Genomic DNA, 24,627 nt, shown 5'->3' with positions numbered 1-24,627 from the left:
AAATTGTGCGCGACGTCACGCCCTGGCTGGATTAGAATATCCAGCCTGCGTGACGCATGAAGTCACTTTGCAGCGCAGTGGCCTGGTTCCACTCCCCGACCATTGCCAGTTGATGGCAGAGGCGGGTCAGGGACAATCGCGCCAGTTGATAAGCCTGAAGGCGAAACAGGCGATCGCGATCGCTGTTTCCCATCTCCTGCACCAGTCGGTGATGCAGTTTACCCATGGCATGCAGGTAACTCTGGTCGTCACCGTTCAACTGGCAGATTTCTGCCATATCCTGACAGGCATCGTTAAACTGACGTAGCTGATGAATCGTGCAGTCGGCCCGGTCGAGCTTTGCCTGCGCCATATAAAAGTCGACGGTGATATCACGCACCGCAAACTGATATTCGTCGATTTTGTGCTGCAGCCAGGCTGAGACAGAAAGCGTCATAACGCCACCCTGAATGTGAATGATAATAATTATCATATTCAATTGGGCTGTGATTGCAATTGGCGGGCAGAAAAATTTATCGATTTATCCTGCCTGTCGGTATAATCGGAAATAACAATCTGTTTACATCGCAGAAAGGCGTAACCTATCAATAAGCATTTTTATCAAAAATGGTTATTTAAAAAAGAGTGATTTATTAATAGGTTAACACTGGCTTATTTATGCTGACGCGCTCACCACAAGGTGAGCTGAAGAGGCTATGCTTAATAATTAAGCAAATAAAACCGCACAAGATGATTATCCCTGCAAAACAAGAGGTTGAAGTGATTGGTCAGATCACTACCATAGGGGGATAGCCTGAAAAGGTCCGGACTCAAGAGGTATCAACATGGCATCCGTTAATACAGACTCTTTCTCACCCGACGATTTTGTCTGGAAAGGGCTGACGCTGACTGAAACCGCAGCGCAACAAATTCTCAATCTGGCGGCTCAGGACCCCGATGTCAAGGGTCTGCGGCTCGGCGTAAAACAATCCGGCTGCGCCGGGTTTGGTTACGTCATGGATCTGGTGAAAGAGCCAGTCGAGGATGATTTGCAGTTCTCATTCCATGGCGCAACGCTGTTTGTGCCGCTACAGGCGATGCCATTCGTTGATGGCACCGAACTGGACTACGTTCGTGAAGGCCTGAATCAGATTTTTAAATTCAATAACCCTAAAGCTCAGCACGCCTGCGGGTGCGGTGAGAGCTTTGGCGTCGAGTAAGTGAAATATGTCACGACACAGCGAAACATCTGACGATGTACAAATCTGGGAAGGCAAGCTCAACTACAAAGAGGGCTTCTTTACCCAACTGCAAACCGAAGAATTTGCCAACGGCATCAATGAAGATGTGGTACGGGCGATCTCGGCCAAGCGTAACGAGCCAGAGTGGATGCTGGAGTTTCGTCTTAAAGCGTTTCGTGCCTGGCTTGAAATGGAAGAGCCACACTGGCTGAAAGCGCACTACGAAAAACTCGACTACCAGGATTACAGCTACTACTCCGCGCCTTCCTGCGGCAACTGTGATGACAGCTGCGCATCAGAACCCGGTGCACTGCAGGCATCAGGCAGCGCGCCAGCCAGCGATTATCTGACGCAGGAAGTGGAAAACGCCTTTAATCAGCTGGGTGTCCCGGTGCGTGAAGGCCGTGAAGTGGCGGTTGACGCCATTTTTGACTCCGTTTCGGTGGCGACCACCTATCGCGGCAAGCTGGCGGAGCAGGGGATTATCTTCTGTTCCTTTGGCGAAGCGATCCAGGAGCACCCGGAGCTGGTGAAGCAGTATCTCGGCACGGTTGTTCCGGCGAACGATAACTTCTTTGCGGCGCTGAACTCGGCAGTCGCCTCTGACGGCACCTTCGTTTATATCCCGAAAGGGGTGCGTTGCCCGATGGAGTTGTCGACCTATTTCCGCATCAACGCAGCGAAAACCGGTCAGTTCGAACGCACCATCCTGATTGCCGATGAAGACAGCTACGTCAGCTACATCGAAGGCTGTTCAGCGCCAGTGCGTGACACCTATCAGCTGCACGCGGCCGTGGTGGAAGTCATCATCCACAAAAATGCCGAAGTGAAATATTCGACGGTTCAGAACTGGTTCCCGGGCGGCGAAGGTGAGGGGGGTATCCTGAACTTCGTGACCAAGCGCGCGCTGTGTGAAGGTGACCACAGCAAGATGTCCTGGACACAGTCTGAAACCGGCTCTGCTATCACCTGGAAATACCCAAGCTGCATTCTGCGCGGGGACTATTCGGTGGGTGAATTCTACTCAGTGGCACTGACCAGCGGTCGTCAGCAGGCCGATACCGGCACCAAGATGATCCACATTGGTAAAAACACCAAATCGACCATCATCTCCAAAGGGATTTCGGCCGGTAAAAGTCAGAACACCTATCGCGGGCTGGTGAAAATCATGCCAACCGCGACCAATGCCCGTAACTTTACGCAGTGTGACTCGATGCTGATCGGTCCTGATTGCGGCGCACATACTTTCCCGTATGTGGAGACCCGCAACAATACCGCTCAGCTTGAGCATGAAGCCACGACATCACGTATCGGCGAAGATCAGATGTTCTACTGTCTGCAACGCGGTATCAGTGAAGAAGACGCCATCTCGATGATCGTGAACGGCTTCTGTAAAGACGTATTCTCGGAGTTGCCACTGGAATTTGCTGTGGAAGCCCAGAAATTGTTAGCCATCAGCCTTGAGCACAGTGTGGGCTGATGCCGTCACACGCGTTGCCGGAAGCAATGTGAAGGAATAAGTATGTTAAGCATTAAAGATTTGCAGGTCAGTGTTGAAGATAAAGCCATTCTGCGTGGCCTGAATCTCGAAATTAAACCCGGCGAAGTGCATGCCATCATGGGCCCGAACGGCTCAGGTAAAAGCACCCTGTCAGCGACGCTGGCAGGCCGTGAAGATTATGAAGTAACCGGCGGTTCGGTCAGCTTCAAAGGTAAAGATCTGCTGGAACTGGCCCCTGAAGAGCGCGCCGGTGAAGGCATCTTTATGGCATTCCAGTATCCGGTAGAAATTCCGGGCGTCAGCAACCAGTTCTTTTTACAGACCTCGGTCAATGCGGTACGCAAATATCGTCAGCAGGAAGAGCTGGATCGCTTCGATTTCCAGGACTTCATTGAAGAGAAAATTGAGCTGCTGAAGATGCCCGCAGATCTGCTGACCCGCTCAGTCAACGTTGGCTTCTCCGGCGGTGAGAAGAAGCGTAACGACATCCTGCAGATGGCGGCACTGGAGCCAGAGCTCTGCATCCTGGATGAGACCGACTCAGGCCTGGATATCGATGCGCTGAAAATCGTGGCGAATGGCGTAAACAGCCTGCGCGACGAGAAGCGTGCCTTTATCATCGTGACCCACTACCAGCGTATTCTGGATTACATCAAGCCAGACTTCGTTCATGTTCTGTATCAGGGCAAAATCGTGAAATCTGGCGACTTCTCGCTGGTGAAACAGCTGGAGGAGCAAGGTTATGGCTGGCTTACCGACGAAGAGTGATTCTGCGCTGCAACAGTGGCATCACCTGTTTGAGTCGCGTGGCGACGTGCGTTCTCTGCAGGCACAGCAGCACTGGCAGCAACTGATGCGCGTTGGCCTGCCAACCCGCAAGCACGAAAACTGGAAGTACACGCCGCTGGACACCTTACTGTCACAGCAGTTTGTACTGCCTGACGCGCCGCAGACCCTGAGCGCTGAACAGGTTGATGCACTGGCGCTGCCGCTGGATGCGATCCGTCTGGTCTATGTTGACGGTCAGTTCCAGCCAGCCTTCAGCAGTCGCGACTGCGAACTGTTTGAGGTTCAGCACAGCGTGGCCGCCGAGCGCCGTCCGCTGCCTGCTGCGGTTCAGCCTGAAGTCTTCCTGCATCTGACAGAGAGTCTGGCAGAAGAGGTGACGACCCTGCGTCTGGCACGCGGTAAATCCGCTGCGCGTCCGGTCTATCTGCTGCACATCACCAGCGGTCAGCAGACGGGTATGAACACGGTTCACTATCGTCATCACCTGCAGCTGGAAGAGAGTGCCGAAGCGGAAGTGATTGAGCACTACGTCTCACTGGATGAGCGCGCCCATTTCACCGGCACGCGCTTTACCTTTGCGGTAGGCGACAATGCAAAACTGACGCACACGAAGCTGGCCTTTGAAAGTAGCGCCAGCTATCACTTTGCGCATAACGATCTGGTCATTGGCAATGATGGCCAGGTCAGCAGCACCAGCTTCCTGCTGGGTGCCGGGCTGTCGCGTCACAACACCAGTACCCAGCTGAACGGCGAAAACACCACGCTGGCGATCAACAGCCTGGTGCTGCCAGTGAAACAGGAAGTGGCGGATACCCGTACTTACCTGGAGCACAACAAGGGCTACTGCGTCAGCCGCCAGATGCATAAAACCATCGTGCGTGACAAAGGCCGTGCGGTGTTTAACGGCCACATTAAAGTGGCACAGCATGCGCTGAAGACCGACGGGCAGATGACCAACAACAACCTGTTGCTGGGCAAGCTCTCAGAAGTCGATACCAAACCGCAGCTGGAAATTTATGCGGATGACGTCAAGTGCAGCCACGGTGCCACTATCGGTCGTATTGATGATGAGCAGATGTTCTACCTGCGTTCGCGCGGTATTGAGCAGGATGCTGCACAGACCATGATTATTCATGCGTTTGCCGCAGAACTGACCGAAACACTGGAAAATGAGGTGATGCGTCAGGCCGTGCTGCAGCGTATCGCGCAACGTTTTCCCGGAGGCGACATATGATGAACTTCGATCTCGAACGCGTCAGGGCTGATTTTCCTATCCTGAAGCGTGAGGTCAACGGTCATCCGCTGGCCTATCTTGACAGTGCGGCCAGCGCACAGCGCCCACTCTCGGTGATTAACGCCGAGAGTCATTTCTATCAGCACGGCTATGCGGCCGTGCATCGTGGTATCCATACGCTGAGCCAGCAGGCGACCAGCGACATGGAGAACGTGCGCGATCAGGCTGCCCGTTTTATCAATGCGCAGTCACAGGAAGAGATTGTCTTCGTCAAAGGCACCACCGAAGGCATCAATCTGGTGGCGAACACCTGGGGCAGCAGTAACCTCCAGCCTGGCGATAACCTGATCATTACTGAGATGGAGCATCACGCCAATATCGTTCCATGGCAGATGCTGGCCCAGCGCACCGGCGCAGAAGTGCGCGTCCTGCCATTAAATGACAACGGTGAGCTGGCGCTGGAGCAACTGGCGGGGCTGATCGACAGCCGTACGCGGTTGCTGGCGGTGACGCATGTTTCAAACGTGCTCGGCACGGTTAATCCGGTTAAGGCGATCGTTGCTCAGGCAAAAGCCGCTGGCGTGGTAACGCTGGTGGATGGTGCCCAGGCGGTGATGCATGACAAGGTTGATGTGCAGGATATCGGCTGCGACTTCTACGCCTTCTCCAGCCATAAACTCTATGGCCCGAACGGCGTGGGTATTCTCTACGGCCGCAAAGCGCTGCTGGATGAGATGCCACCATGGGAAGGGGGCGGTTCAATGATTGAGCGCGTCATGCTGCCTACCGGCACCACCTGGAACAGTGCGCCGTGGCGCTTTGAAGCGGGTACGCCGAATACCGGCGGCATTATCGGCTTTGGTGCGGCGATGGCCTATGTGCAGGCGCTGGGACTGGATACGATTCATCAGCGCGAGACGGCACTGATGAACTATGCGCTCGATAAGCTGGGTACCGTTCCGGATATCCAGATCTACGGGCCGCAGTCACGAGCTGGCGTTATCGCCTTCAATCTCGGTAAACACCACGCCTACGATGTCGGCAGCTTCCTGGATCAATATGGCATTGCCATCCGCACCGGACATCACTGCGCGATGCCGCTGATGCAGCATTACAATGTACCGGCGATGTGCCGTGCCTCCTTCACGTTCTATAACAGTGAAGAGGAAGTGGATCGTCTGGCTGCCGGTTTGACGCGCATTCATCGTCTGCTGGGCGGCTGAACAGTTTTAACGGAGTCCCTGATGGCGAATTTGCCTGAAAAAGAGAAACTGGTTCGCAACTTCAACCGTTGCGCTAACTGGGAAGAGAAGTACCTCTACATTATTGAGCTGGGTTCAAAGCTTCCGGAATCTTCTGAAACCTTGCACCAGCCGGAGAACGTGATTTCGGGTTGTCAGAGTCAGGTGTGGATCAGAATGACCCCGCAGGCGGATGGTTCCATTGCGTTTGAAGGCGACAGCGATGCCGCTATTGTTAAAGGTTTGATTGCTATCGTATTTAGCCTCTATCAGAACCTGCCGCCCGCCGATATCCTGGCGCTGGATGTGCGCCACTGGTTTGGCGAACTGGCACTGATGCAGCACCTGACGCCCACCCGGTCGCAGGGGCTGGAGGCGATGATTCGGTCTATTCGCCATACCGCTCAGAACCTCAGCTAAGTTACACTCCACAGACGCCATCCGGCGTCTGTTTTTTTATCTGACGAGAAAATTGCATGAAACCTGCTTTACGTTTAGCCGGTGCATTGCTGCTGACCTGCTTTGGGCTCTCTGCACCCGCGTTCGCCACCGAATATCCGCTGCCACCATCTGACAGTCGCCTGATTGGCGAAAACGTCGTGACTCAGGTTCCTGACAATAAGCAACCTCTGGAAGCGATTGCGGCGCGCTACCAGGTCGGCCTGCTGAGCATGCTGGAGGCCAATCCCGGTACCGATCCCTGGCTGCCCAAAGCGGGCACCCAGCTGACGGTGCCGCTACAGATGATCCTGCCCGATACGCCGCGCGAAGGGATTGTGGTGAATCTGGCCGAGCTGCGTCTCTACTACTATCCCAAAGGGGAGGATAAGGTCATTGTCTATCCCATCGGCATTGGCCAGCTGGGTGCGGCCACGCCAGTGATGGTGACGCAGATCAGCCAGAAGATCCCTAATCCTACCTGGACGCCCACGGCGAACATCCGCAAACGCTACGCTAAAGAGGGCATTACGCTGCCTGGCGTGGTCCCCGCCGGACCGGATAACCCGATGGGGCAGTTTGCCATGCGTCTGGCGCGCGGCACCGGCCAGTATCTTATCCATGGCACTAATGCGAAATTCGGCATCGGCATGCGCGTCAGTTCAGGCTGCATCCGTCTGCGTTCAGAAGATATCGAAGCGCTGTTTAACTCAGCCCCGAAAGGGACGCGGGTACAGATCATCAATCAGCCGGTGAAATACGCTGTAGAGCCGGATGGGAAACGCTACGTGGAAGTGCATCAGCCGCTGTCACGCAACGACAAAGACGATCCGCAGACCATGCCGATTGCACTCACTTCCGGAGTGAAGCAGTTTATGAAAAGTGAGAAGAGTGATAGTGCGCTGATTAAAGCCAGCTTAGCGCGACGCTCAGGCATGCCTGTGCTGGTCAGCAGTGGGGAGCCGGTGCAGAGTGATACCGTGCCGCCTGCGGGGCTGGAGAGCGCATCTGTGGGGGCTGATAGCCCGGTGACACAGACTGAGGGCAACGCTGTTCAGCCCTGACCGGATAAGTGCCTGTGAAGGGCACTGAATTCGGAGCAAAAAAAATGGCGCCATAAAGGCGCCATTTTTAAACCAGAACTCTTACTTACGGTAAGAGTGAGCCTGGTTGTCCAGACGCTGGTTAGCGCGTGCTGCGTCATCTTTAGCAGCCTGAACGTCTGAACGCACTGCGTTCACGTCGTTGCTCAGCTGGTCAACTTTAGCGTTCAGAGTCTGAACGTCTGAAGACAGCTGGTCGATTTTAGCGTTGCTTGAGCAACCAGCCAGCATAGTTGAAGCCAGAACTACCGCGCCCAGTACCAGTTTAGTACGATTCATTATTTATACCCTCTAGATTGAGTTAATCTCCATGTAGCGTTACAAGTATTACACAAAGCTTTTTAAGTTGAGAATAAATTTTTGATGAGAAGATGCTTAAATTTGATCGTTCGCTCAAAGAAGCAGCGAATCACAGAATATGATAAAAAAATTTAGCGAAAACAGAGAGATTTAATCGGATTAACCTTAATATTAAGAGTATTTGAATAGTTATTTTCGATTGGAATTTTCTGACATTTGGTTTAAGTAGAAATAAAAAAAAGCGCCCGATAAAGGCGCTTCAAAATAATGGTCAGAGAGAGTTTTACAGAACGTGTACAGAAGCGGTGTTGGTAGTTCCGCTTGGTACTAATGCGCCTGACACCAGTACCACGACATCGCCTTTCTGGCCATAGCCACTTTCCAGCGCCGCTTCTTTACCCAGACGATAGAAATCGTCGGTTGAAGCGATCTCAGTCACCAGACGTGTCTCAATCCCTTTGCTCAGGATCAGCTGACGGGCAGTCATCGGATTGGTGGTCAGCGCCAGGATGGTCGCGTTCGGGAAATATTTACGTACGGCTTTAGCAGATTTACCCCCTTCGGTAGCAACCACAATCAGTGGCGCTTCCAGCTTCTCAGCGGTCTCTACAGCACCACGGCAGACGGCTTCTGTGATACGCATTTTGCGGTTATCACTCTGGCTGTCGATGCGGGACTTCATCACGCGATCGGTACGCTCACAGATGGTCGCCATGATGGTGACCGACTCCAGCGGATAACGGCCTTTGGCGCTCTCACCTGACAGCATAACAGCATCGGTACCGTCAAGAATGGCGTTTGCCACGTCACCGGCTTCTGCGCGGGTAGGGCGCGGGTTCTTGATCATGGAATCGAGCATCTGGGTAGCCGTGATGACCACTTTGCGTGCTTTATTACATTTTTTGATCATCATCTTCTGCGCGAAGATCACTTCTTCAACCGGGATCTCAACGCCCAGATCGCCACGCGCAACCATGATGCCGTCTGAGGCTTCGAGGATTTCGTCGAAGTTGTTCAGGCCTTCCTGGTTTTCGATTTTGGAGATGATCTGGATATGCTCGCCGCCGTTCTGTTTCAGGTGCTCGCGAATTTCCAGCACGTCTGAACGTTTACGGATGAAAGAGGCGGCGACGAAGTCTACGCCCTGCTCACAACCAAAAATCAGGTCGCGCTTATCTTTTTCGGCCAGTGCTGGCAGCTGGATAGAGACGCCTGGCAGGTTAACGCCTTTGTTTTCGCCCAGATCGCCATTGTTCAGGACTTTACACACCACGGTATTTTCAGTGACTTCGGTCACTTCCATACCAATCAGGCCATCATCGACCAGCACCGTGTTGCCGATTTTCAGGTCAGCAGTGAAACCCGGGTAGGTCACCGCAACGCGCTCGCTGTTGCCAATCACGCTCTGGTCTGTAGTAAAGGTAAAGGTCTGACCCGCTTTCAGAGCCGCATCGTTGCCGCCTTCCAGTTTCATGGTGCGGATTTCAGGGCCTTTGGTATCCAGCAGAATAGCGGCCTGACGGCCGGTTTTTTGCATAACGGCACGCATGTTGGTGATGCGTTGGCCATGCTCAGCGTAGTCGCCGTGAGAGAAGTTAAGACGCATAACATTCATGCCAGCTTCAAGCAGCTGAGTCAGCATCTCTTCGGATTCGGTTTTCGGGCCGATTGTACAAACGATTTTAGTCTTTTTCATGACGGATTTTCTGTAAGTTGTGATGGATGAATAAGGGCAGAATCCGATGGCAGCGCATCGAAGTGAAATTTCTGATTGAGACTGAAAAGGGCAGTACTGAGTAAGAATAGGTGACGAAGGCCAGGCGTGCAGGGAAGTTGTGCGGTTACGGTTGGTAACCACCACGCTGTTGTTGCGCAAATCATTTGAGTTATCGCAGTAAGCACGTGATCGCTGAAACCTTTCAAGTAAGCAACGCGGGACAGTATAGACGCTAAGTATGCGAAAACCAATCAAAAAGCAGAAGGGGGAAGCGATGCAGATCAATAAAAGTGGAGTTGCGCAAGCTGAAGGAATTCTGAAAGTGGTGCGCTCTAATGGACTCGAACCATCGACCCCCACCATGTCAAGGTGGTGCTCTAACCAACTGAGCTAAGAGCGCATACTGAATATTGGTGCGTCCGAGTGGACTCGAACCACCGACCCCCACCATGTCAAGGTGGTGCTCTAACCAACTGAGCTACGGACGCACTTGGTGCGCTCTAATGGACTCGAACCATCGACCCCCACCATGTCAAGGTGGTGCTCTAACCAACTGAGCTAAGAGCGCAACATGCTGTCAGGGCGACAGCGGGGACGAATATTAACGGCAGCGTGTGAGGCTGGCAAGGGGAAAATAGTTTTTTCGCCATGACTGCACAGCAACTGTGCTAACCGTCGTTTTTTTCGTCATTGCGGGCCATGAATGACCCGCCTCGAACGTTATCGCGCTGCACGCGTCAGGATAATTTCCGCCGGTGATTGCTGTAACCGTCTGATGCGCCAGATCATCATCACCGCAGCCGAGGTCAGGCCGATAATAAAGCCGCACCAGAAGCCCGCAGGTCCCATGCGCGGCACCACCCAGTCGGTCAGCGCCAGCAGATAACCGGCTGGCAGCCCCAGCAGCCAGTAAGCAATAAAGGTAATAAAGAAAATCGACCGCGTATCTTTATAGCCGCGCAGGATCCCGCTGCCAATCACCTGTATCGAGTCTGAGAACTGATAAATTGCCGCCAGCAACATCAGCTGTGCCGCCAGCGTCACCACTTCAGGGTTGTCGTTATAGAGCAGGGCAATCTGATGACGGAACGTCACGGTAAAAATGGCGGTTAGCGCCGCCATGCTGATGCCTACACCCTGTGCGGTCCAGGCCGCGACCCGTGCCTGCTCGGTGGAGCCCTGGCCCAGACGATAACCGACGCGGATGGTGGTCGCGACACCCAGCGACAGCGGCAATACGAACATCAGTGAACTGAAATTGAGCGCAATCTGGTGACCGGCCACGTTAACGATGCCCAGTGGCGAAACCAGCAGGGCGACAACGGCGAACAGCGTGACCTCAAAGAAGAGTGCCAGCGCCACCGGCAATCCCAGCGTCATCAGGCGGCTCAGAATCGGACGGGAAGGGGGTGACCAGCGGCTCTCCATACGGATATCGCGCATGCTACCCATCCGGCGCACCCAGAAGCGCATGCAGATAAACATCACCCAGTAGACCGAGGCGGTCGCCACGCCGCAGCCGACACCGCCCAGGGCTGGCATGCCGAAGTGGCCATAGATAAAGACATAGTTAAGCGGGATGTTGAACATCAGGCCTAAAAAGCCCAGCACCATGCCGGGTTTGGTTTTCGACAGCCCCTCGCATTGATTGCGGAGCACCTGGAAGAAGAGGTAGCCAGGCGCGCCGAACAGCAGGGCATGCAGATAGCCTTCTGCCTTCAGCGCCAGCACTGGATCAATGTCATGCATCGCCCGGATAAGATAACCGGCATGCCACAACAGCACCATAATCAGCAGGGAGACGAAAAAGGCGAGCCAGTATCCCTGGCGGATCTGTTCACCGATGCGTTCGCGGCGGCCAGAACCATTGAGTTGCGCAACGGTGGGCGTCAATGCAAGCAGAAGACCATGACCAAACAGGATGGCCGGTAGCCAGACAGAGGTGCCGACAGCAACGGCGGCCATATCCGTGGCGCTGACTGCGCCGGCCATAATGGTATCCACAAATCCCATTGCGGTTTGAGCCACCTGAGCAAGGATGACCGGAATCGCAAGGGCCAGCAATTGACGCGCTTCTGTTAAATACTTCTGCACGTTAACACCTGACTTATTGAATGAATTAAAAGGGGCAGGAAGCCCGGGGAATTTCGCGAGCTAGTGTAACTGGCGTAACAGAATTCGCCAATCTTTGTCACACAATGCGGTTTGCTCCGCTATAAAGCGGCGGTGCGGGCTGAAATCTAACAGCCGACCTGAGCTGTGATAAACTAGCGTAAACTTCGCAGAGGCAAAGACTATGTTTACCGGTATTGTGCAGGGCACCGCAGAAATCGTGTCCATTGAAGAGAAAGAACTGTTTCGCACCCACACTGTCCGCCTGCCGGAAGAGCTCTTACCGGGTCTGGCGCTGGGCGCATCCGTAGCCCATAACGGTTGCTGTTTAACCGTAACGGCAATTGAAGGCGACCGCGTCAGTTTTGATTTAATTAAAGAGACATTGCGGGTGACTAACCTTGGCGATTTACGTCAGGGCGATGTGGTCAATATTGAGCGTGCAGCGAAATTCAGCGATGAAATAGGCGGACATCTGATGTCTGGTCATATTATGACCACCGCTGAAATCTGCAAGATTATCCAGTCAGAACATAACCGCGAGGTCTGGTTTAAAATCCAGGATGCGGCGCAGATGAAATATATTCTGCATAAAGGGTTTGTCGGCATCGACGGTATCAGCCTGACGGTAGGCGATGTGACTAAGACTAAGTTCTGCGTCTATCTGATCCCGGAAACGCTTGAGCGTACCACGCTGGGGGCGAAGACCTTTGGCGATCGGGTGAATATTGAAATCGATCCGCACACGCAGGCAATCGTGGAGACCGTTGAGCGGGTGTTAGCACAGCGCGATGCCGCGGCGGCGATGAGCATGCTGACCGGCCAGTCAAAGACAGAGAGTTAATAAAAGGCGCGTAAGCACCGCAGACAGCCCAATCGGTTTTACTCTGTCAGCATTATAAAAGCGCAGGGCGCCGGCTCAGAAGAGGAAAGCGTCCCGCCGCCCGGATAAAAACGCCGGGAGCGTTTTTGAACAACGCAAAGCGTTGGCCCGGCAACGGGCGTACCTCAGGGATGAGGTGCGTAATCGCGTGGGCCGGGCGTGTCAGGGATGACGGGTTTGCGACTTTCCGATCTGACCCTGTTCCTTGCGCAACGCTCCCTGTTAAAGCAAAACAGGCCCTTCTTTTCAAGTGTTCAGCCGGGGCAGCGCCTTCTTAATTGCCCGCTTTTTAACCCCTACCGCGCCACCCGTAATCCCCCCTCAACACCGCGACTGAACACGATCTGCCACAGCTGAATATCACGCGCCCGGAAGGCACCGGCACAGGCATTCAGATAATAGGAGAACATCCGTTTAAAGCGTTCGCCATATTTATCGGCCAGCTCTGGCCAGGCCTGCAAAAAGCGTTCATGCCAGGCCATCAGTGTTTTATCGTAGTCTGCGCCGAAGTTGTGCCAGTCTTCCAGAATAAAATGGGGTTCGCTGGCATCGGCCACATGGCGCACCGAAGGCAGGCAGCCGTTGGGGAAGATATATTTATCGATCCAGGGATCGACACTCATATCGGTTTTAATCGCGCCGATGGTGTGAAGCAGGAAAATACCGTCAGGCTTTAAATTACGATCGACCACGTCAAAATAGGTCGCATAATTTTTCGGCCCGACATGTTCAAACATACCCACCGACACAATACGATCAAACTGTTCATTCAGGTCGCGATAATCCTGCAACAGAATCGTGACGTCTAATCCGCTACAGCGCTGCTGCGCCAGTTTCTGTTGTTCGGCGGAAATCGTCACGCCATGCACTTTAACGCCATAATGACGTGCGGCAAATTCCGCGAGTCCGCCCCAGCCACAGCCGATATCCAGCAGTGACATTCCGGGTTCCAGCGCTAATTTACGGCAGATCATATCCAGCTTGGCTTCCTGCGCCGTCGCCAGTGTCGTCGCCTCTTTCCAGTAGCCACAGGAGTATTGCATATAGGGATCGAGCATCAGTGAAAAGAGGTCGTTGCCCAGGTCGTAATGCTCTTTACCGACAATCCACGCCCGTTTTTTTGACTGCATATTGGTTAAGCGTGCGGCGGCAATGCGCAGCGTATCTTTGAAGTGATGAGGCAGCTGCTGATCGAGTTTATGTTTAAGTACCTGGTGGAAGAAAATATCCAGCCGGTCACACTCCCACCATCCATCCATATAGCTCTCACCGAGCCCAAGAGAGCCCTCCTGCAGAACACGTTTAAAAAAACCAGGATGATTAATATGAATATCCCAGGGACGTGAACCATTAATTTCGATATCCGCTTTTTCCAGCAGCTCATGAACGATGCGATACCAATGGTTTTCTTCGAGGCTCACTTCTTCTGCATAAGATGAACTCATAGATTTTCCACCACCTGTCCAATCTGAACCTGAACAAAGAGTAGCCAATTTATTCAGGCAATGAGAAACGATGCGGATGGCTCCGCAAACCGGTTATCTGTGTGATACAGAGGACTGGAACAGCCTGCAGCAGGTCGGGTAAGGTGAGAATAACGCGCGCGAATACCGTCCCGGCAGCAGGGTGCCAATCAGATTATTACGTTATTATATTGTTGATTTATTACAGATTTGTTGACCCGGATGAGTATATGCTCACGCGGGTCAATATTCAATAACTTATTGTTAGGGCGCTAACTAAAAAGTCAGTGTGTCACTGATTATCCTGGCAGGCAGTTTGCGCAGAGGCAACAACAGTTTGTGCGCTTGCGGCACGCTGCATGGCGTAACCCATCAGCGCCAGCACAATTGTCACCGTCATCATCAGTGTGGTGGTAAATAGCGGCTGAGTTAAGCCGGCCGATACCGCCAGGCTGGCAGCGAAACAGAGTCCTAACTGCAGTGTGTTCTGCAACGCAGCGGCTTTACCGGTAGCGGTCGGGAAGGGCATCAGCGCACTGGACACCACAATCGGATAGATCGCGCCGTTAGCCAGCGCCATACCGCAGAACGGTACCATCAGACTCACCAGCGTGCTGCTGCCAGCAAGCGCAACAGCAAACAGCGCCAGAATGCTCAGGCTGTAGACGGCCAGCAGCCAGGGCAGCAACTGTGCGCCGTTAAAGCGGTTGAGCAGGGTGCGACAGCCGAAGCCACCAATTAAAAAGGCGAGCGTCTGGGGCACATAACTCAGACCGATATCGGCGGGCGACAGACCCAGATCCGCCAGAATAAAGGGCGATCCGGTCAGCCAGGCAAAGAAGCTGGCGGAGCAGGCGGAGTAGATCAGCACGTTGCCGCTGTAGACCCGTGATTTAAGCAGCGTGAAAAAGCCCGGCTGCGCACCTTTTTCTCCCGCTGCCTTGCGCACGGTGGGCAGACGCAGCGTGGCCAGAATCAACGCCACTGCAATCAGGGTCAGCACCAGGAAAATCGAACGCCAGTGGAAGTGGCCGATCAGCCAGGCACCCAGTAGCGGAGCCAGCGCCGGAGAGAGCGCAACCAGCGGCATAATGGTGGCAAAGACTTTGTTAGCGCGCGCTGCAGGGTAGCGATCCACCACCAGCGCCTGCCAGCTTACGGCAGCGGCACAGACGCCAATCGCCTGGACAAAACGCAGCGCCAGCATCAGATAGATATCGTTCACCCACAGCATGCCTGCGCAGCCAGCGCCAAACATGGCCAGTCCGGACAGCAGCACCGGTTTACGACCGATGCGATCGGAAAGCGGTCCCCAGAAGAGCTGACCCACGGCGAAGCCGCCCAGGAAGAGACTCATACTGGCGCTGATCAGACCGGGTGAAGTGTTAAAGGTTTGCTGCATCGCACCAAAGGCGGGCAGGTACATATCAGTGGCTAAAAAGCCCAGCATGCTCAGCAGGGCAAGGTAGAGCATAAATCCTTTATTCGACAGCATCTGATTCTCATTTTTGCAGGATAAACGCGGCAGAGTGTAAAAGGTGCGTTTGCTGCTGTGAAACGGTAATATTTGCCGATGGCTGTTAAAATTTTTGAAGGCAGATTATGTGGTCAGAATATGCATTAGAAGTGGTTGACGCTGTCGCCCGTGGGGGGAGCTTCAGCGCCGCCGCGCAGGAGTTACATCGGGTGCCCTCTGCCATCAGCTATACGGTGCGTCAGCTGGAAAACTGGCTGGCGGTACCGCTGTTTGAACGGCAGCATCGCGAAGTGGTTCTGACCCCGGCGGGTGAGCATTTTGTCCGGGAAGGGCGCAGCGTCATCAAAAAAATGCTTGCCACCCGGCGACAGTGTCAGCAGCTGGCTAACGGCTGGCGCGGCCAGCTAAGCATTGCCGTTGACCGTATCGCAAAACCTCAGCGCACCCGACAACTGGTCAAAGATTTCTATCGCCACTTTCCCGATATGGAGCTGATCATCAGCTATGAAGTCTTTAACGGCGTCTGGGATGCGCTGGCCGATGGCCGGGTGGAAGTGGCGATTGGTGCCACTCAGGCGATACCGGTGGGCGGACGTTTTGCTTTTCGGGATATGGGCACGCTTAACTGGCGCTGCGTGGTTGCGCCCGACCATCCTCTGACACAGGCGAGCCAGATAGATGATGACACGCTGCGGAGCTGGCCCTCCCTGGTGCTGGAAGATACTTCTCGCGCACTGCCGCGTCGTATGACATGGACGCTGGATAACCAGCGCCGGCTGGTGGTGCCGGAGTGGCAAACCGGGCTGGAGTGCGTGCAGGCAGGATTGTGTGTGGCGATGGTGCCGGGTCACCTGGCCAGGCCACTGCTCGACAGCGGCGAGCTGGTTGAACTGACGCTGCCGGTGGCGTTTCCGGACAGCCCATGCTGCGTCAGCTGGGCAGAGGATCGCGCATCACCGGCGACAGGCTGGTTGCTCAGCTATCTGGGTGATGCGCAAACGCTTAATCAGGAGTGGTTAAGCGAGCATTAACGGCGATAGTCGCGGAACGGGCCATCGGCCACGGAACGGCGCTCAATCAGCGTGGGATGGACCTCAATCGTTTGTGACACTTCGCGCTTACTGGTAATGCGGTCCAGCAGCATTTCCAGCGCTTTCTCACCCAGCTGGGCTTTAGGCTGATGCACTGTGGTCAGGGCCGGTGCAAAATAGCGGGCGTTGCGCACATTGTCATAGCCGATCACCGAAATATCCTGGGGGACACGCAAACCCATCTCGTCGGCGGCGCAAATTGCGCCCATCGCCATGATGTCACCGCCACAGAACACAGCAGTCGGACGCTGCTTCTGCGACAGGATCTGCTGCATCGCCTGATAGCCTGACTCCGGCTCAAAGTCACCCTGCACAATCCACTCGGCGCGTGGCTGAATACCCGCTTCTTCCATCGCCTTCAGGAAACCGGCATGACGTCCGCCACCGGTGTTACGCTCCATCTGGCCGGGGATTGCACCAATATCCCGGTGTCCGCGTTCAATCAGATAGCGTCCCGCCAGATAGCCGCCCTGGAAAGCATTATCCAGTACCGTGTCGGTGAAGTCGGCGCGCGACTCGCCCCAGTCCATCACCACCATCGGGATATTGCGGTTCTCTTCCAGCATCTGCAGCAGATCGTCCGGATATTCAGAGCACATCACCAGCAGCCCATCGACGCGTTTCTGCGCCATCATGCTGAGATAGGCGCGCTGTTTTTGCAGATCGTTATGCGCATTACCCAGAATCAGCGTATAGCCTTTGTCAAAACAGTGATTTTCAACCGCCTCGATAATTTCAGCGAAATAGGGTGCTTCGCTGGAGGTGGCAAGCAGGCCCAGCGTCTTGGTGTGGTTCACTTTCAGGCTGCGCGCCACGGCGCTCGGCGAGTAGTGCAGTTCTTTAATCGCCTGCCAGACCGCGTTGCGCGTCTCTTCAGCCACAAAGCGGGTTTTATTGATGACGTGCGAAACGGTGGTCGTTGAGACGCCAGCGCGTTTCGCCACATCTTTAATTGTTGCCATGAAAATCGGACTCCAGTGCTTATCTAACTCTATGATAAGCGTAGTGTTAAACGTTTGCGTCTGCTCAGGGTTTTTTCCGCAAAAATGCAGCTTTCCTGGCCAGGAAACAGGCCGCTGGCGGCGTAAAAACGCCTGAAAACGTGCGCAAACGGAATCAGGGTTGCGCGCGTTGCGCAACAAAGGCGGGATTCTAACAAGGCTGAACGGATAAAACGAGATTTTTACCGGCCCCTGTGGGAAAATGCGATACCCCTACTGATTGTGTGACTAAGGAGCAAGCAATGAGTACCGATCTTAAACTGGCTTTAATGACCACCGCGGGCTGTCTGCTGATGATTGTGGCCTTTAGTTTTACCGCTATTCTGCACTAAAAAAAAGCCGGGATTATCCCGGCTCTCTTCTGGTTGTTCTGCTGCTCAGCGTATGGTTTTCGGCGTCATCACCCGACGGGCACCAATATAGTGGCGCTGCCAGTAATCTTCTCCTAACGCGCTGATCTGAATATCTTTGCCGGTGCGTGGCGACTGGATAAACTTGCCATCACCCAGGTAAACGCCGACATGGTCCGCAGTACCACGACCATTGATACGGAAGAAGACCAGATCGCCTTTCTCCAGCGACTCACGCTTGATCGGCGCGGCGTCACGCAGGTGGTACATCTCGTTAGCGGTACGTGGGATCTTAAACTTCACCAGATCTTTATAGGCGTACCAGACCAGGCCGCTGCAATCGAAACCGGTATGGGGAGAGGTGCCGCCCCACTGATAGGGTTTACCCAACTGACCCATCAGCTTGGTCATCGCGGTTTCGCGGGCCTTCTGGTAGCGCTGACGGTGAGATTTGCTCATCTTAATCGTGCCGGTCTCGCTGGTGGTGACCTCAGCGGTTTTCAGCAGGCGTTGATGACCATAACGTTTTTTCTCTTTGTTCTTACTGAGACGGGCGGTTTTTAGCGAGGTCTTCTTAGCAGGCGTCTGTTTAGCGGTGAGTTCGACTTTTTTCAGTTTTTTTGTTTTTAGTTTTTGAACCGGGCTGAGGCGAGTCTTTTTCGTCACCGTTTTGACCGGGCGACGCTTGCGACGCTCATCGTCGCGCGCACTCTTTTTCTCTGCTTTATGCGTACTGACGTTCACCGGCGCGTGAGGCGACGCAGCGGCGATGTTGAAAAACAGTTGCGCAAAGGCCAGCATGAAAAACGTAATGATTAAACGCATAGTCCGTTGATTAGTTAAGTTGTCAGGGCCACTACGCACCGCGACAAAGTTGAGATTAATCTGATCCAGGATCAGCGCCCAGGCCATTCTAGTCCAGTTCTTTTAAAAACTGTAATGCCTTTTAATATTAATCTTTGCAACCCACGCAATTGTGCTGAAAATGAACATTTTCAGCGTCTTATATCAACGAAATTATTACGAATTATTAATCTGTTACCTGCTGTTAATAATCAGGAATTCAGGTGTCCCGGAGCAGGACTTAACAATGATGGCGATTTAATCGGGCAGCGATCAAAATCTCGTTTTCAGTCACGCTGCGAAGTCGCTACAATAAACAAACACGATGTGACGAATTAAGGAAGGCAATTATGAGTACTGTAGAAAAAATTCAGCGCCAGATCGCAGAAAACCCGATCCTGCTGTACATGAAAGGTTCCCCGAAACTGCCAAGCTGCGGTTTCTCTGCACAGGCGGTGCAGGCGCTCTCAGCCTGCGGTGAGCGTTTTGCTTACGTGGATATTCTGCAGAACCCGGACATTCGTGCCGAGATGCCGAAATTCGCTAACTGGCCAACTTTCCCGCAGCTGTGGGTTGATGGCGAGCTGGTCGGTGGATGCGACATCATCGTTGAGATGTTACAACGTGGTGAACTGCAGACGCTGATCAAAGAGACTGCAGAAAAATTTAAAGAAGCAGAATAAAAAAAGGCCGACATCACGTCGGCCTTTTTCATTGCGGCATCCCTTATGCGGATGTCGTGGCTTCTGCATCGCCTTCCGCGAAGGGCAGTGGCCAGCCGCCTAACCGTTTCCAGCGGTTCACCAGCTCGCAGAACAGCGTTGCCGTCTGCTGAGTGTCATAGAGCGCCGAATGCGCCTGCGTACTGTCAAACTCCATGCCCGCCGCAATACAGGCCTTCGCCAGCACCGTCTGCCCTAAAACCAGCCCGCTCAGGGCCGCGGTGTCAAAGGTGGCAAACGGGTGAAACGGATTGCGCTTCAGGCTGGCTCGTTCCGCCGCCGCTGACATAAAGTTCAGGTCGAAGGTGGCATTGTGCGCCACCATAATGGCGCGATTGCAGCCGCTGTCTTTAATGCCCTTGCGCACCATTTTGAAAATGGCGTGCAGCGCCTCATATTCACTGACCGCGCCGCGCAGCGGATTGCTGGGATCGATACCGGTAAAGGCCAGGGCTTCGGGATGCAGCAGCGACCCGACAAAAGGTTCGACGTTGAAATGCAGCGTCTGGTCAATCTGAATCCATCCCTCTTCATCCATTTTCAGCGTGATAGCGGCAATCTCCAGTAACGCATCGGTTTGCGCATTGAAACCCGCGGTTTCAACGTCGATCACCACCGGATAGAAGCCACGGAAACGTTGATTGAGTGCATTAGGGGAATTCGATTCAGACATCAGGATCTCGTTGCAGAAAAAGGGCAGCGCGTATTATGGCAAAAAACGGGGCCGGGTGCAGCAGATGTAGCGCAGAGAAGGGGATTCAGCCCACCCGACCGGGCAGGCTGACAGGCAGGTTTAGTTGCCGAGGCCGTTACCGGCATCTTTGTTTTCGATCAGCTCGATTTTGTATCCATCGGGATCTTCAACAAAGGCAATAATGGTGGAGCCGCCTTTAACCGGGCCAGCTTCACGCGTCACGTTGCCGCCATCTTTGCGGATACGTTCGCAGGCCGCTGCTGCGTCATCAACGCCCAGCGCAATATGACCATAGGCATCACCGAGGTCATACTTATCGACGCCCCAGTTGTAGGTCAGTTCGATCACCGCACCTTCGCTCTCGTCGGTGTAGCCCACAAATGCCAGGGTATATTTGTATTCGGTGTTTTCGCTCTGACGCAACACGCGCATGCCCAGCACACGGGTGTAGAAATCGATTGAACGTTGCAGATCGCCAACGCGCAGCATGGTATGAAGTAAACGCATAACATCCTCTTTTAAATAAAACGCCATCGCCCGATGACTCAGGCGCTAAGTATAGCGATGAAAATCGCTATTGAATAATGGCTGCCGTCATCATCCCGGACGGCAGCCCGAACCGGTTACAGCGTTGGGTAGTCGATATAACCTTCCGCGCCGCCGCCGTAGAAGCTTTCCGGACGCTGTGGATTGAGTGGGGCGTCCTGCTGCAGACGCTCAACCAGATCCGGGTTAGCAATGTAATCGCGACCAAACGCAACCGCATCGATCAGACCGCGACCAATCAGGTCATCCGCTTTCTCAACGGTATAGGCACCGGCACCAATGATGGCACCCGGGAAGAGATCACGCACTTTCTGACGGAAAGCGTCGGTATAAGGCTGACCGCCGGCCCAGTCTGGCTCAGAGAGGTGCAGATAGGCGATGTTGCGTTTTGCCAGCTCGCCGATATACCACAGCGCCGCTTCCTCTTCATCCGGGCCGTTGTCCAGATTCTGGAAGCTGCCGATAGGTGAGACGCGAATACCAATGCGATCGGCTGACCAGTTAGCGATCACCGCATCAACCACTTCCAGCGCAAAGCGACCGCGTTTTTCGATGCTGCCGCCATATTCATCAGTACGCTGGTTTGAGCCAGGAGCCAGGAACTGGTGCATCAGGTAACCGTGCGCCGAGTGCAGCTCAAGCAGGTCAAAGTCCGCTTCACGCGCGTTGGCCGCAGCCTGGCCAAAATCTGCCACAATCTGCTTAATCTCTGGCACTGTCAGCTCACGCGGCGTTGAGGTATCTTCGCGATAGACGCTGCCATCTTCAGCACGCAGTGAGGTACGGGTGCCAGCGGCAATCGCCGATGGCGCAACCGGTGCTTTGCCTTCCGGCTGCACGCTGTTATGTGAGATACGACCGGTGTGCCATAACTGTACTGCGGTGTGACCGCCAGCCTGATGCACGCCTTCGTTAATCGCTTTCCACGCTGCAATCTGTGGCTGAGTATGTAAGCCTGGCGCACCGGCATAGCCTTTCGCCTGGAAAGAGATCTGGGTCGCTTCGGTGATGATCAAACCGGCGCTGGCGCGCTGGCGATAATATTCAGCCATCATCGGGGTAGGGATGTCGCCTGGCTCAATGCTGCGCAGACGGGTCAGCGGTGCCATAAATACGCGGTTTGGGACGGTAATTGCACCGACTTTTAGCGGACGAAACAGCTGGGTACTCGCCATAATAGCTCCTGATTAGTAGACCAGTCGTCTACAAACATGTTTTTTAAAAATCAGCGGCGTTCAAGCCACTGTTCGATGGTACTCAATGCCAGACGCAGTGGCTGCGCCTCGCGGGAAATTTTGCTCTGCAGGCTGGCACCCAGCCACAGCAGCGACAGCAATTCCGCCATCTGCGCGGGGGGCTGCGGCAGGCTCAGCGACTCCTGCTGCTCTGCGGCAATCAGGGTCCGGGCGTAGAGTGCCGTGATCTTTCCGGCACCCTGCTGCAGTGCATCACGCATCGGCTCTGAGAGATCGCACACCTCCGCGGAGACTTTGACGCCCAGACAGCCTACGATGTGGCCCTGCTGAACAAACAGATCAACGGCAGCACGAAAGTGGTTAAGCAGACGCTCACGCGGCGTGCCTTCGGTCTGGTTAAGCTGCAACGCCACATCCTGCAGGAAACGCGCAAAATAGCGTTCCAGTAACGCCACGCCAAACGCCTCTTTAGAACGGAAGTAGTAGTAGAAGGAGCCTTTCGGCACCGCCGCCTGCGTCAGCAGTTCGCTGAGGCCCATTCCGGTAAAGCCGCGTTGCAGACAGAGTTGCTCACCTGTCTGGAGCAGGTGTTCGCGGGTTTCGTTGCGTTGTAGCGTCTTATTCATGGCAGTGAGATTAGTAGACCAGTCGGTCTAATGCAACGCAACCCTCTCTATTTGGCACAGAGTGTTCACTCCTGAGTCAAAGAACAGGATAATTCTGACCGGGTGTGGCTTACTTCCTGCGCAACCAGGCTACGCTTTTTACTGGACTGTTTATTCTGTGAATCCGGAGGCGTGGTGGCCGAGCAGCTTGAGTTTTTCCCGGTTCCCAGCCCCTGTCGCGGCATCTGCCAGACGGATGCGCGCGGCTACTGCCTGGGATGTTTACGCAGCCGCGATGAGCGGTTCAACTGGCTGCGCTTTAGCGATGCGCAAAAGCGTGAGGTCATTCGTCTCTGTCAGCAGCGGCGTCAGCGTCTGCAACGGCAACAGAAAGGTGAGGAGCCACACGCGCCCCAACAGCCGGAGTTATTCTGACGACTTTGCGCTTTCCGTTATACTCTCTGACACGCTAATTTCAGCCAACGCGCAACAGGGAGATCGTCATGTTAGAACCGCAAGCCATCGCTTCACAGGGGCCCGATTTTTCACCGCTGGTCATGGGGTACTGGCGTCTGATGGAGTGGGGGATGTCGCCACAGGAACGGGTCGCCTTTATTGAGCACCATGTGAGGCTCGGCATCACCACCGTTGACCATGCGGACATCTACGGTGACTACCAGTGTGAGGCGGCGTTTGGCGAGGCACTGAAACTGGCACCTGGTTTGCGCGACCAGCTACAGATTGTCACCAAGTGCGGCATCGCCACCCGCGCCCAGCCTGAGCATCAGATAGGCCACTACATTACTGACAAACGTCATATCCTGCAGAGTGCTGAAAACTCACTGCGCCATATCCATACCGATCGTCTCGACCTGCTGCTGATCCATCGTCCCGATCCGCTGATGGAGGCTGACGAGGTGGCCGAAGCCTTTATGGCGCTGCATCACAGCGGCAAGGTTCTGCATTTTGGCGTCTCTAACTTCACACCATCACAGTTTTCCCTGCTGCAATCCCGTCTGCCGTTCTCGCTGGTGACAAATCAGCTGGAGATCTCACCCGTGCAGCAAAGTGTGCTGCTGGATGGATCGCTGGATCAGTGTCAGCAGCTGCGTATTCGTCCGATGGCCTGGTCCTGTCTGGGTGGCGGTCGCCTGTTTAACGATCCCCATTTCCAGCCGCTGCGTGACGAACTGGAAGCCGTGCGGCAGGAAACCGGTGCCACCAGCCTTGAGCAGGTGGTCTATGCCTGGATACTGATGCTGCCATCGCGCCCGCTGCCAATCATCGGCTCAGGTAAAACGGCGCGGGTCAGCGAAGCCGCCGGAGCACTGAACTTATCCCTGTCGCGTCAGCAGTGGTTCCGTATTCGCAAGGCGGCGCTGGGATTTGATGTGCCCTGAAGCGTAAAACTGCGTCAATCTCCGGCAAAAATAGTGCAACAGCGACCAGACTTATCTCAAACCCTGGTATGCAAATGGAGTCACCATGAAAATGAAAGCAGTTGCCTTATTCGCACTGATCGCCTGCGGCTCAGCACTGGCTGCCAGCGAGCAGGTTACGATCCATCAGGTTACCGCTGAAGGGATTGGGAAATCGCTGGGCACCGTTAAGATTGACGAGACACAGTATGGTCTGCAGTTCACGCCGGATCTGCAGGGCCTTCAGCCGGGCATTCATGGTTTCCATGTTCATGCTAAAGGCAGCTGTGAACCGGGCGAGTCTGAAGGCAAAGTGGTCGCCGCCGGTGCGGCGGGTGGTCACCTTGATCCGGCCAACAGCGGCAAACATCTGGGGCCTTATGCAGAGGGGCACCTGGGCGACCTGCCCGCGGTCTATGTCGATGACAAAGGCAGCGCCACTTATCCGGTGCTGGCGCCGCGTCTGAAATCGTTAAAAGAGATCAAAGGCAAAGCGCTGATGGTGCACGTCGGCGGTGACAATCATGCTGACCATCCTAAACCGCTGGGCGGTGGCGGGGCACGCTACGCCTGCGGTGTAATCTGAGTTTCCGGGCGGCAGGCGATGGCCGCCCGCTTTTCTCCTGCCTGTTTATGAATTGTTGTACCATCCCTGACATTTCCCCCCTATGATATTGATTCAG

The 24,627-nt window shown here is 54.4% G+C and carries 26 protein-coding genes and 3 tRNA genes; 14 read left to right on the top strand and 15 right to left on the bottom strand.

Annotation, left to right across the window (positions count from 1 at the left end; genetic code table 11):
• Positions 1-31: 31 nt before the first annotated feature.
• The gene (locus ACXKZD_RS10900) at positions 32-436 is read right to left on the bottom strand and encodes a hypothetical protein (protein ID WP_010670035.1); all 405 of its coding nucleotides are present in this window, start codon (positions 434-436) and stop codon (positions 32-34) included.
• A gap of 388 nt (positions 437-824) precedes the next feature.
• Here ACXKZD_RS10900 and sufA point away from each other — a divergent pair, with 388 nt between their 5' ends.
• The 7 genes from sufA to ACXKZD_RS10865 are packed head-to-tail and all read left to right on the top strand — an operon-like array spanning position 825 to position 7,487.
• Positions 825-1,199 carry a Fe-S cluster assembly scaffold SufA gene (gene sufA / locus ACXKZD_RS10895; RefSeq protein WP_010245637.1) on the top strand — a complete coding sequence of 125 codons (375 nt, stop codon included), beginning with the start codon at positions 825-827 and terminating at the stop codon, positions 1,197-1,199.
• A gap of 7 nt (positions 1,200-1,206) precedes the next feature.
• Positions 1,207-2,700 carry a Fe-S cluster assembly protein SufB gene (gene sufB / locus ACXKZD_RS10890; RefSeq protein ID WP_010245634.1) on the top strand — a complete coding sequence of 498 codons (1,494 nt, stop codon included), beginning with the start codon at positions 1,207-1,209 and terminating at the stop codon, positions 2,698-2,700.
• 42 nt (positions 2,701-2,742) lie between these two features.
• Complete coding sequence (gene sufC, locus ACXKZD_RS10885) at positions 2,743-3,489, top strand: Fe-S cluster assembly ATPase SufC (RefSeq protein ID WP_010245631.1); 747 nt, start codon at positions 2,743-2,745, stop codon at positions 3,487-3,489.
• Positions 3,464-4,744 carry a Fe-S cluster assembly protein SufD gene (gene sufD / locus ACXKZD_RS10880; RefSeq protein ID WP_010245628.1) on the top strand — a complete coding sequence of 427 codons (1,281 nt, stop codon included), beginning with the start codon at positions 3,464-3,466 and terminating at the stop codon, positions 4,742-4,744. The genes sufC and sufD overlap by 26 nt, the downstream gene beginning before the upstream one ends.
• A complete protein-coding gene (sufS, locus tag ACXKZD_RS10875; RefSeq protein WP_313925954.1) occupies positions 4,744-5,967 on the top strand; it encodes a cysteine desulfurase SufS in 1,224 nt (407 codons plus the stop codon). The genes sufD and sufS overlap by 1 nt, the downstream gene beginning before the upstream one ends.
• 21 nt (positions 5,968-5,988) lie before the next feature.
• Positions 5,989-6,405, top strand: a complete 417-nt coding sequence (sufE, locus tag ACXKZD_RS10870) for a cysteine desulfuration protein SufE (RefSeq protein ID WP_010245623.1) — start codon at positions 5,989-5,991, stop codon at positions 6,403-6,405.
• A 56-nt stretch (positions 6,406-6,461) separates the two neighbouring features.
• Complete coding sequence (locus ACXKZD_RS10865) at positions 6,462-7,487, top strand: L,D-transpeptidase family protein (RefSeq protein WP_488981598.1); 1,026 nt, start codon at positions 6,462-6,464, stop codon at positions 7,485-7,487.
• 81 nt (positions 7,488-7,568) lie between these two features.
• On the opposite strand, the gene ACXKZD_RS10860 is transcribed toward ACXKZD_RS10865, so the two are convergent.
• From ACXKZD_RS10860 to ACXKZD_RS10835, 6 genes are all read right to left on the bottom strand, one after another.
• Positions 7,569-7,805 (bottom strand): major outer membrane lipoprotein, encoded by a 237-nt coding sequence (locus tag ACXKZD_RS10860; RefSeq protein ID WP_003853216.1) that lies wholly within the window; start codon positions 7,803-7,805, stop codon positions 7,569-7,571.
• A 304-nt stretch (positions 7,806-8,109) separates the two neighbouring features.
• A complete protein-coding gene (pykF, locus tag ACXKZD_RS10855; RefSeq protein ID WP_010245613.1) occupies positions 8,110-9,522 on the bottom strand; it encodes a pyruvate kinase PykF in 1,413 nt (470 codons plus the stop codon).
• Between the two features lie 344 nt (positions 9,523-9,866).
• Positions 9,867-9,943, bottom strand: a tRNA-Val gene (locus ACXKZD_RS10850).
• Between the two features lie 11 nt (positions 9,944-9,954).
• Positions 9,955-10,031, bottom strand: a tRNA-Val gene (locus ACXKZD_RS10845).
• 3 nt (positions 10,032-10,034) lie between these two features.
• Positions 10,035-10,111: transfer RNA gene (locus ACXKZD_RS10840), tRNA-Val, on the bottom strand.
• A 152-nt stretch (positions 10,112-10,263) separates the two neighbouring features.
• Complete coding sequence (locus ACXKZD_RS10835) at positions 10,264-11,637, bottom strand: MATE family efflux transporter (protein ID WP_022625743.1); 1,374 nt, start codon at positions 11,635-11,637, stop codon at positions 10,264-10,266.
• A 202-nt stretch (positions 11,638-11,839) separates the two neighbouring features.
• On the opposite strand from ACXKZD_RS10835, the gene ACXKZD_RS10830 reads away from it, so the two are divergent.
• A complete protein-coding gene (locus tag ACXKZD_RS10830) occupies positions 11,840-12,499 on the top strand; it encodes a riboflavin synthase (RefSeq protein WP_010245607.1) in 660 nt (219 codons plus the stop codon).
• A 335-nt stretch (positions 12,500-12,834) separates the two neighbouring features.
• Here the strand turns inward: ACXKZD_RS10830 and cfa are convergent, their stop codons facing one another.
• Both cfa and punC read right to left on the bottom strand, forming a co-directional pair.
• On the bottom strand, positions 12,835-13,983 hold the full coding sequence (cfa, locus tag ACXKZD_RS10825) for a cyclopropane fatty acyl phospholipid synthase (protein ID WP_033757484.1): 1,149 nt from the start codon (positions 13,981-13,983) through the stop codon (positions 12,835-12,837).
• 310 nt (positions 13,984-14,293) lie between these two features.
• On the bottom strand, positions 14,294-15,496 hold the full coding sequence (punC, locus tag ACXKZD_RS10820) for a purine nucleoside transporter PunC (RefSeq protein WP_488981597.1): 1,203 nt from the start codon (positions 15,494-15,496) through the stop codon (positions 14,294-14,296).
• Between the two features lie 107 nt (positions 15,497-15,603).
• On the opposite strand from punC, the gene punR reads away from it, so the two are divergent.
• The gene (gene punR / locus ACXKZD_RS10815; protein ID WP_010245598.1) at positions 15,604-16,509 is read left to right on the top strand and encodes a DNA-binding transcriptional activator PunR; all 906 of its coding nucleotides are present in this window, start codon (positions 15,604-15,606) and stop codon (positions 16,507-16,509) included.
• On the opposite strand, the gene purR is transcribed toward punR, so the two are convergent.
• Positions 16,506-17,531, bottom strand: a complete 1,026-nt coding sequence (gene purR / locus ACXKZD_RS10810) for an HTH-type transcriptional repressor PurR (RefSeq protein WP_010245595.1) — start codon at positions 17,529-17,531, stop codon at positions 16,506-16,508. The two genes, punR and purR, sit on opposite strands and share 4 nt — an antisense overlap.
• A 281-nt stretch (positions 17,532-17,812) precedes the next feature.
• On the opposite strand from purR, the gene cydH reads away from it, so the two are divergent.
• Entirely contained in the window at positions 17,813-17,902 is a 90-nt protein-coding gene (gene cydH / locus ACXKZD_RS10805) for a cytochrome bd-I oxidase subunit CydH (protein WP_010245592.1), read from the top strand.
• A 45-nt stretch (positions 17,903-17,947) separates the two neighbouring features.
• On the opposite strand, the gene ACXKZD_RS10800 is transcribed toward cydH, so the two are convergent.
• Complete coding sequence (locus ACXKZD_RS10800; protein WP_010245589.1) at positions 17,948-18,745, bottom strand: C40 family peptidase; 798 nt, start codon at positions 18,743-18,745, stop codon at positions 17,948-17,950.
• Between the two features lie 365 nt (positions 18,746-19,110).
• On the opposite strand from ACXKZD_RS10800, the gene ACXKZD_RS10795 reads away from it, so the two are divergent.
• The gene (locus ACXKZD_RS10795) at positions 19,111-19,446 is read left to right on the top strand and encodes a Grx4 family monothiol glutaredoxin (RefSeq protein ID WP_170933470.1); all 336 of its coding nucleotides are present in this window, start codon (positions 19,111-19,113) and stop codon (positions 19,444-19,446) included.
• Positions 19,447-19,489: 43 nt separating this feature from the next.
• Here the strand turns inward: ACXKZD_RS10795 and rnt are convergent, their stop codons facing one another.
• From rnt to ACXKZD_RS10775, 4 genes are all read right to left on the bottom strand, one after another.
• Positions 19,490-20,158: a ribonuclease T gene (gene rnt / locus ACXKZD_RS10790; protein ID WP_010245582.1), complete on the bottom strand. Its 669-nt coding sequence runs from the start codon at positions 20,156-20,158 to the stop codon at positions 19,490-19,492.
• A gap of 120 nt (positions 20,159-20,278) precedes the next feature.
• Positions 20,279-20,686 carry a lactoylglutathione lyase gene (gene gloA / locus ACXKZD_RS10785; protein ID WP_010245580.1) on the bottom strand — a complete coding sequence of 136 codons (408 nt, stop codon included), beginning with the start codon at positions 20,684-20,686 and terminating at the stop codon, positions 20,279-20,281.
• A 116-nt stretch (positions 20,687-20,802) separates the two neighbouring features.
• Positions 20,803-21,900 carry an alkene reductase gene (locus tag ACXKZD_RS10780; RefSeq protein WP_010245578.1) on the bottom strand — a complete coding sequence of 366 codons (1,098 nt, stop codon included), beginning with the start codon at positions 21,898-21,900 and terminating at the stop codon, positions 20,803-20,805.
• Between the two features lie 50 nt (positions 21,901-21,950).
• Positions 21,951-22,547, bottom strand: a complete 597-nt coding sequence (locus ACXKZD_RS10775; RefSeq protein ID WP_010245576.1) for a TetR/AcrR family transcriptional regulator — start codon at positions 22,545-22,547, stop codon at positions 21,951-21,953.
• Positions 22,548-22,721: 174 nt separating this feature from the next.
• Here ACXKZD_RS10775 and ACXKZD_RS10770 point away from each other — a divergent pair, with 174 nt between their 5' ends.
• The 3 genes from ACXKZD_RS10770 (at position 22,722) to sodC (ending at position 24,530) form a co-directional block, all read left to right on the top strand.
• On the top strand, positions 22,722-22,961 hold the full coding sequence (locus ACXKZD_RS10770; RefSeq protein WP_010245573.1) for a DUF1289 domain-containing protein: 240 nt from the start codon (positions 22,722-22,724) through the stop codon (positions 22,959-22,961).
• 68 nt (positions 22,962-23,029) lie between these two features.
• Entirely contained in the window at positions 23,030-23,926 is an 897-nt protein-coding gene (locus tag ACXKZD_RS10765; RefSeq protein ID WP_033757493.1) for an aldo/keto reductase, read from the top strand.
• 85 nt (positions 23,927-24,011) lie between these two features.
• The gene (gene sodC / locus ACXKZD_RS10760; RefSeq protein WP_033757495.1) at positions 24,012-24,530 is read left to right on the top strand and encodes a superoxide dismutase family protein; all 519 of its coding nucleotides are present in this window, start codon (positions 24,012-24,014) and stop codon (positions 24,528-24,530) included.
• Positions 24,531-24,627: the final 97 nt, after the last annotated feature.

The organism is Pantoea sp. ABR1s, from assembly GCF_057812235.1.
This window is presented reverse-complemented; position numbering and strand designations above follow the sequence as displayed.

Excerpts from the sequence above, each read along its gene's own strand:
- ACXKZD_RS10900 (WP_010670035.1), bottom strand. The coding sequence starts at position 436 with ATGACGCTTTCTGTCTCAGCCTGGCTGCAGCACAAAATCGACGAATAT.
- sufA (WP_010245637.1), top strand. The coding sequence starts at position 825 with ATGGCATCCGTTAATACAGACTCTTTCTCACCCGACGATTTTGTCTGG.
- sufB (WP_010245634.1), top strand. The coding sequence starts at position 1,207 with ATGTCACGACACAGCGAAACATCTGACGATGTACAAATCTGGGAAGGC.
- sufC (WP_010245631.1), top strand. The coding sequence starts at position 2,743 with ATGTTAAGCATTAAAGATTTGCAGGTCAGTGTTGAAGATAAAGCCATT.
- sufD (WP_010245628.1), top strand. The coding sequence starts at position 3,464 with ATGGCTGGCTTACCGACGAAGAGTGATTCTGCGCTGCAACAGTGGCAT.
- sufS (WP_313925954.1), top strand. The coding sequence starts at position 4,744 with ATGAACTTCGATCTCGAACGCGTCAGGGCTGATTTTCCTATCCTGAAG.
- sufE (WP_010245623.1), top strand. The coding sequence starts at position 5,989 with ATGGCGAATTTGCCTGAAAAAGAGAAACTGGTTCGCAACTTCAACCGT.
- ACXKZD_RS10865 (WP_488981598.1), top strand. The coding sequence starts at position 6,462 with ATGAAACCTGCTTTACGTTTAGCCGGTGCATTGCTGCTGACCTGCTTT.
- ACXKZD_RS10860 (WP_003853216.1), bottom strand. The coding sequence starts at position 7,805 with ATGAATCGTACTAAACTGGTACTGGGCGCGGTAGTTCTGGCTTCAACT.
- pykF (WP_010245613.1), bottom strand. The coding sequence starts at position 9,522 with ATGAAAAAGACTAAAATCGTTTGTACAATCGGCCCGAAAACCGAATCC.
- ACXKZD_RS10830 (WP_010245607.1), top strand. The coding sequence starts at position 11,840 with ATGTTTACCGGTATTGTGCAGGGCACCGCAGAAATCGTGTCCATTGAA.
- cfa (WP_033757484.1), bottom strand. The coding sequence starts at position 13,983 with ATGAGTTCATCTTATGCAGAAGAAGTGAGCCTCGAAGAAAACCATTGG.
- punC (WP_488981597.1), bottom strand. The coding sequence starts at position 15,496 with ATGCTGTCGAATAAAGGATTTATGCTCTACCTTGCCCTGCTGAGCATG.
- punR (WP_010245598.1), top strand. The coding sequence starts at position 15,604 with ATGTGGTCAGAATATGCATTAGAAGTGGTTGACGCTGTCGCCCGTGGG.
- purR (WP_010245595.1), bottom strand. The coding sequence starts at position 17,531 with ATGGCAACAATTAAAGATGTGGCGAAACGCGCTGGCGTCTCAACGACC.
- cydH (WP_010245592.1), top strand. The coding sequence starts at position 17,813 with ATGAGTACCGATCTTAAACTGGCTTTAATGACCACCGCGGGCTGTCTG.
- ACXKZD_RS10800 (WP_010245589.1), bottom strand. The coding sequence starts at position 18,745 with ATGCGTTTAATCATTACGTTTTTCATGCTGGCCTTTGCGCAACTGTTT.
- rnt (WP_010245582.1), bottom strand. The coding sequence starts at position 20,158 with ATGTCTGAATCGAATTCCCCTAATGCACTCAATCAACGTTTCCGTGGC.
- gloA (WP_010245580.1), bottom strand. The coding sequence starts at position 20,686 with ATGCGTTTACTTCATACCATGCTGCGCGTTGGCGATCTGCAACGTTCA.
- ACXKZD_RS10780 (WP_010245578.1), bottom strand. The coding sequence starts at position 21,900 with ATGGCGAGTACCCAGCTGTTTCGTCCGCTAAAAGTCGGTGCAATTACC.
- ACXKZD_RS10775 (WP_010245576.1), bottom strand. The coding sequence starts at position 22,547 with ATGAATAAGACGCTACAACGCAACGAAACCCGCGAACACCTGCTCCAG.
- ACXKZD_RS10765 (WP_033757493.1), top strand. The coding sequence starts at position 23,030 with ATGTTAGAACCGCAAGCCATCGCTTCACAGGGGCCCGATTTTTCACCG.
- sodC (WP_033757495.1), top strand. The coding sequence starts at position 24,012 with ATGAAAATGAAAGCAGTTGCCTTATTCGCACTGATCGCCTGCGGCTCA.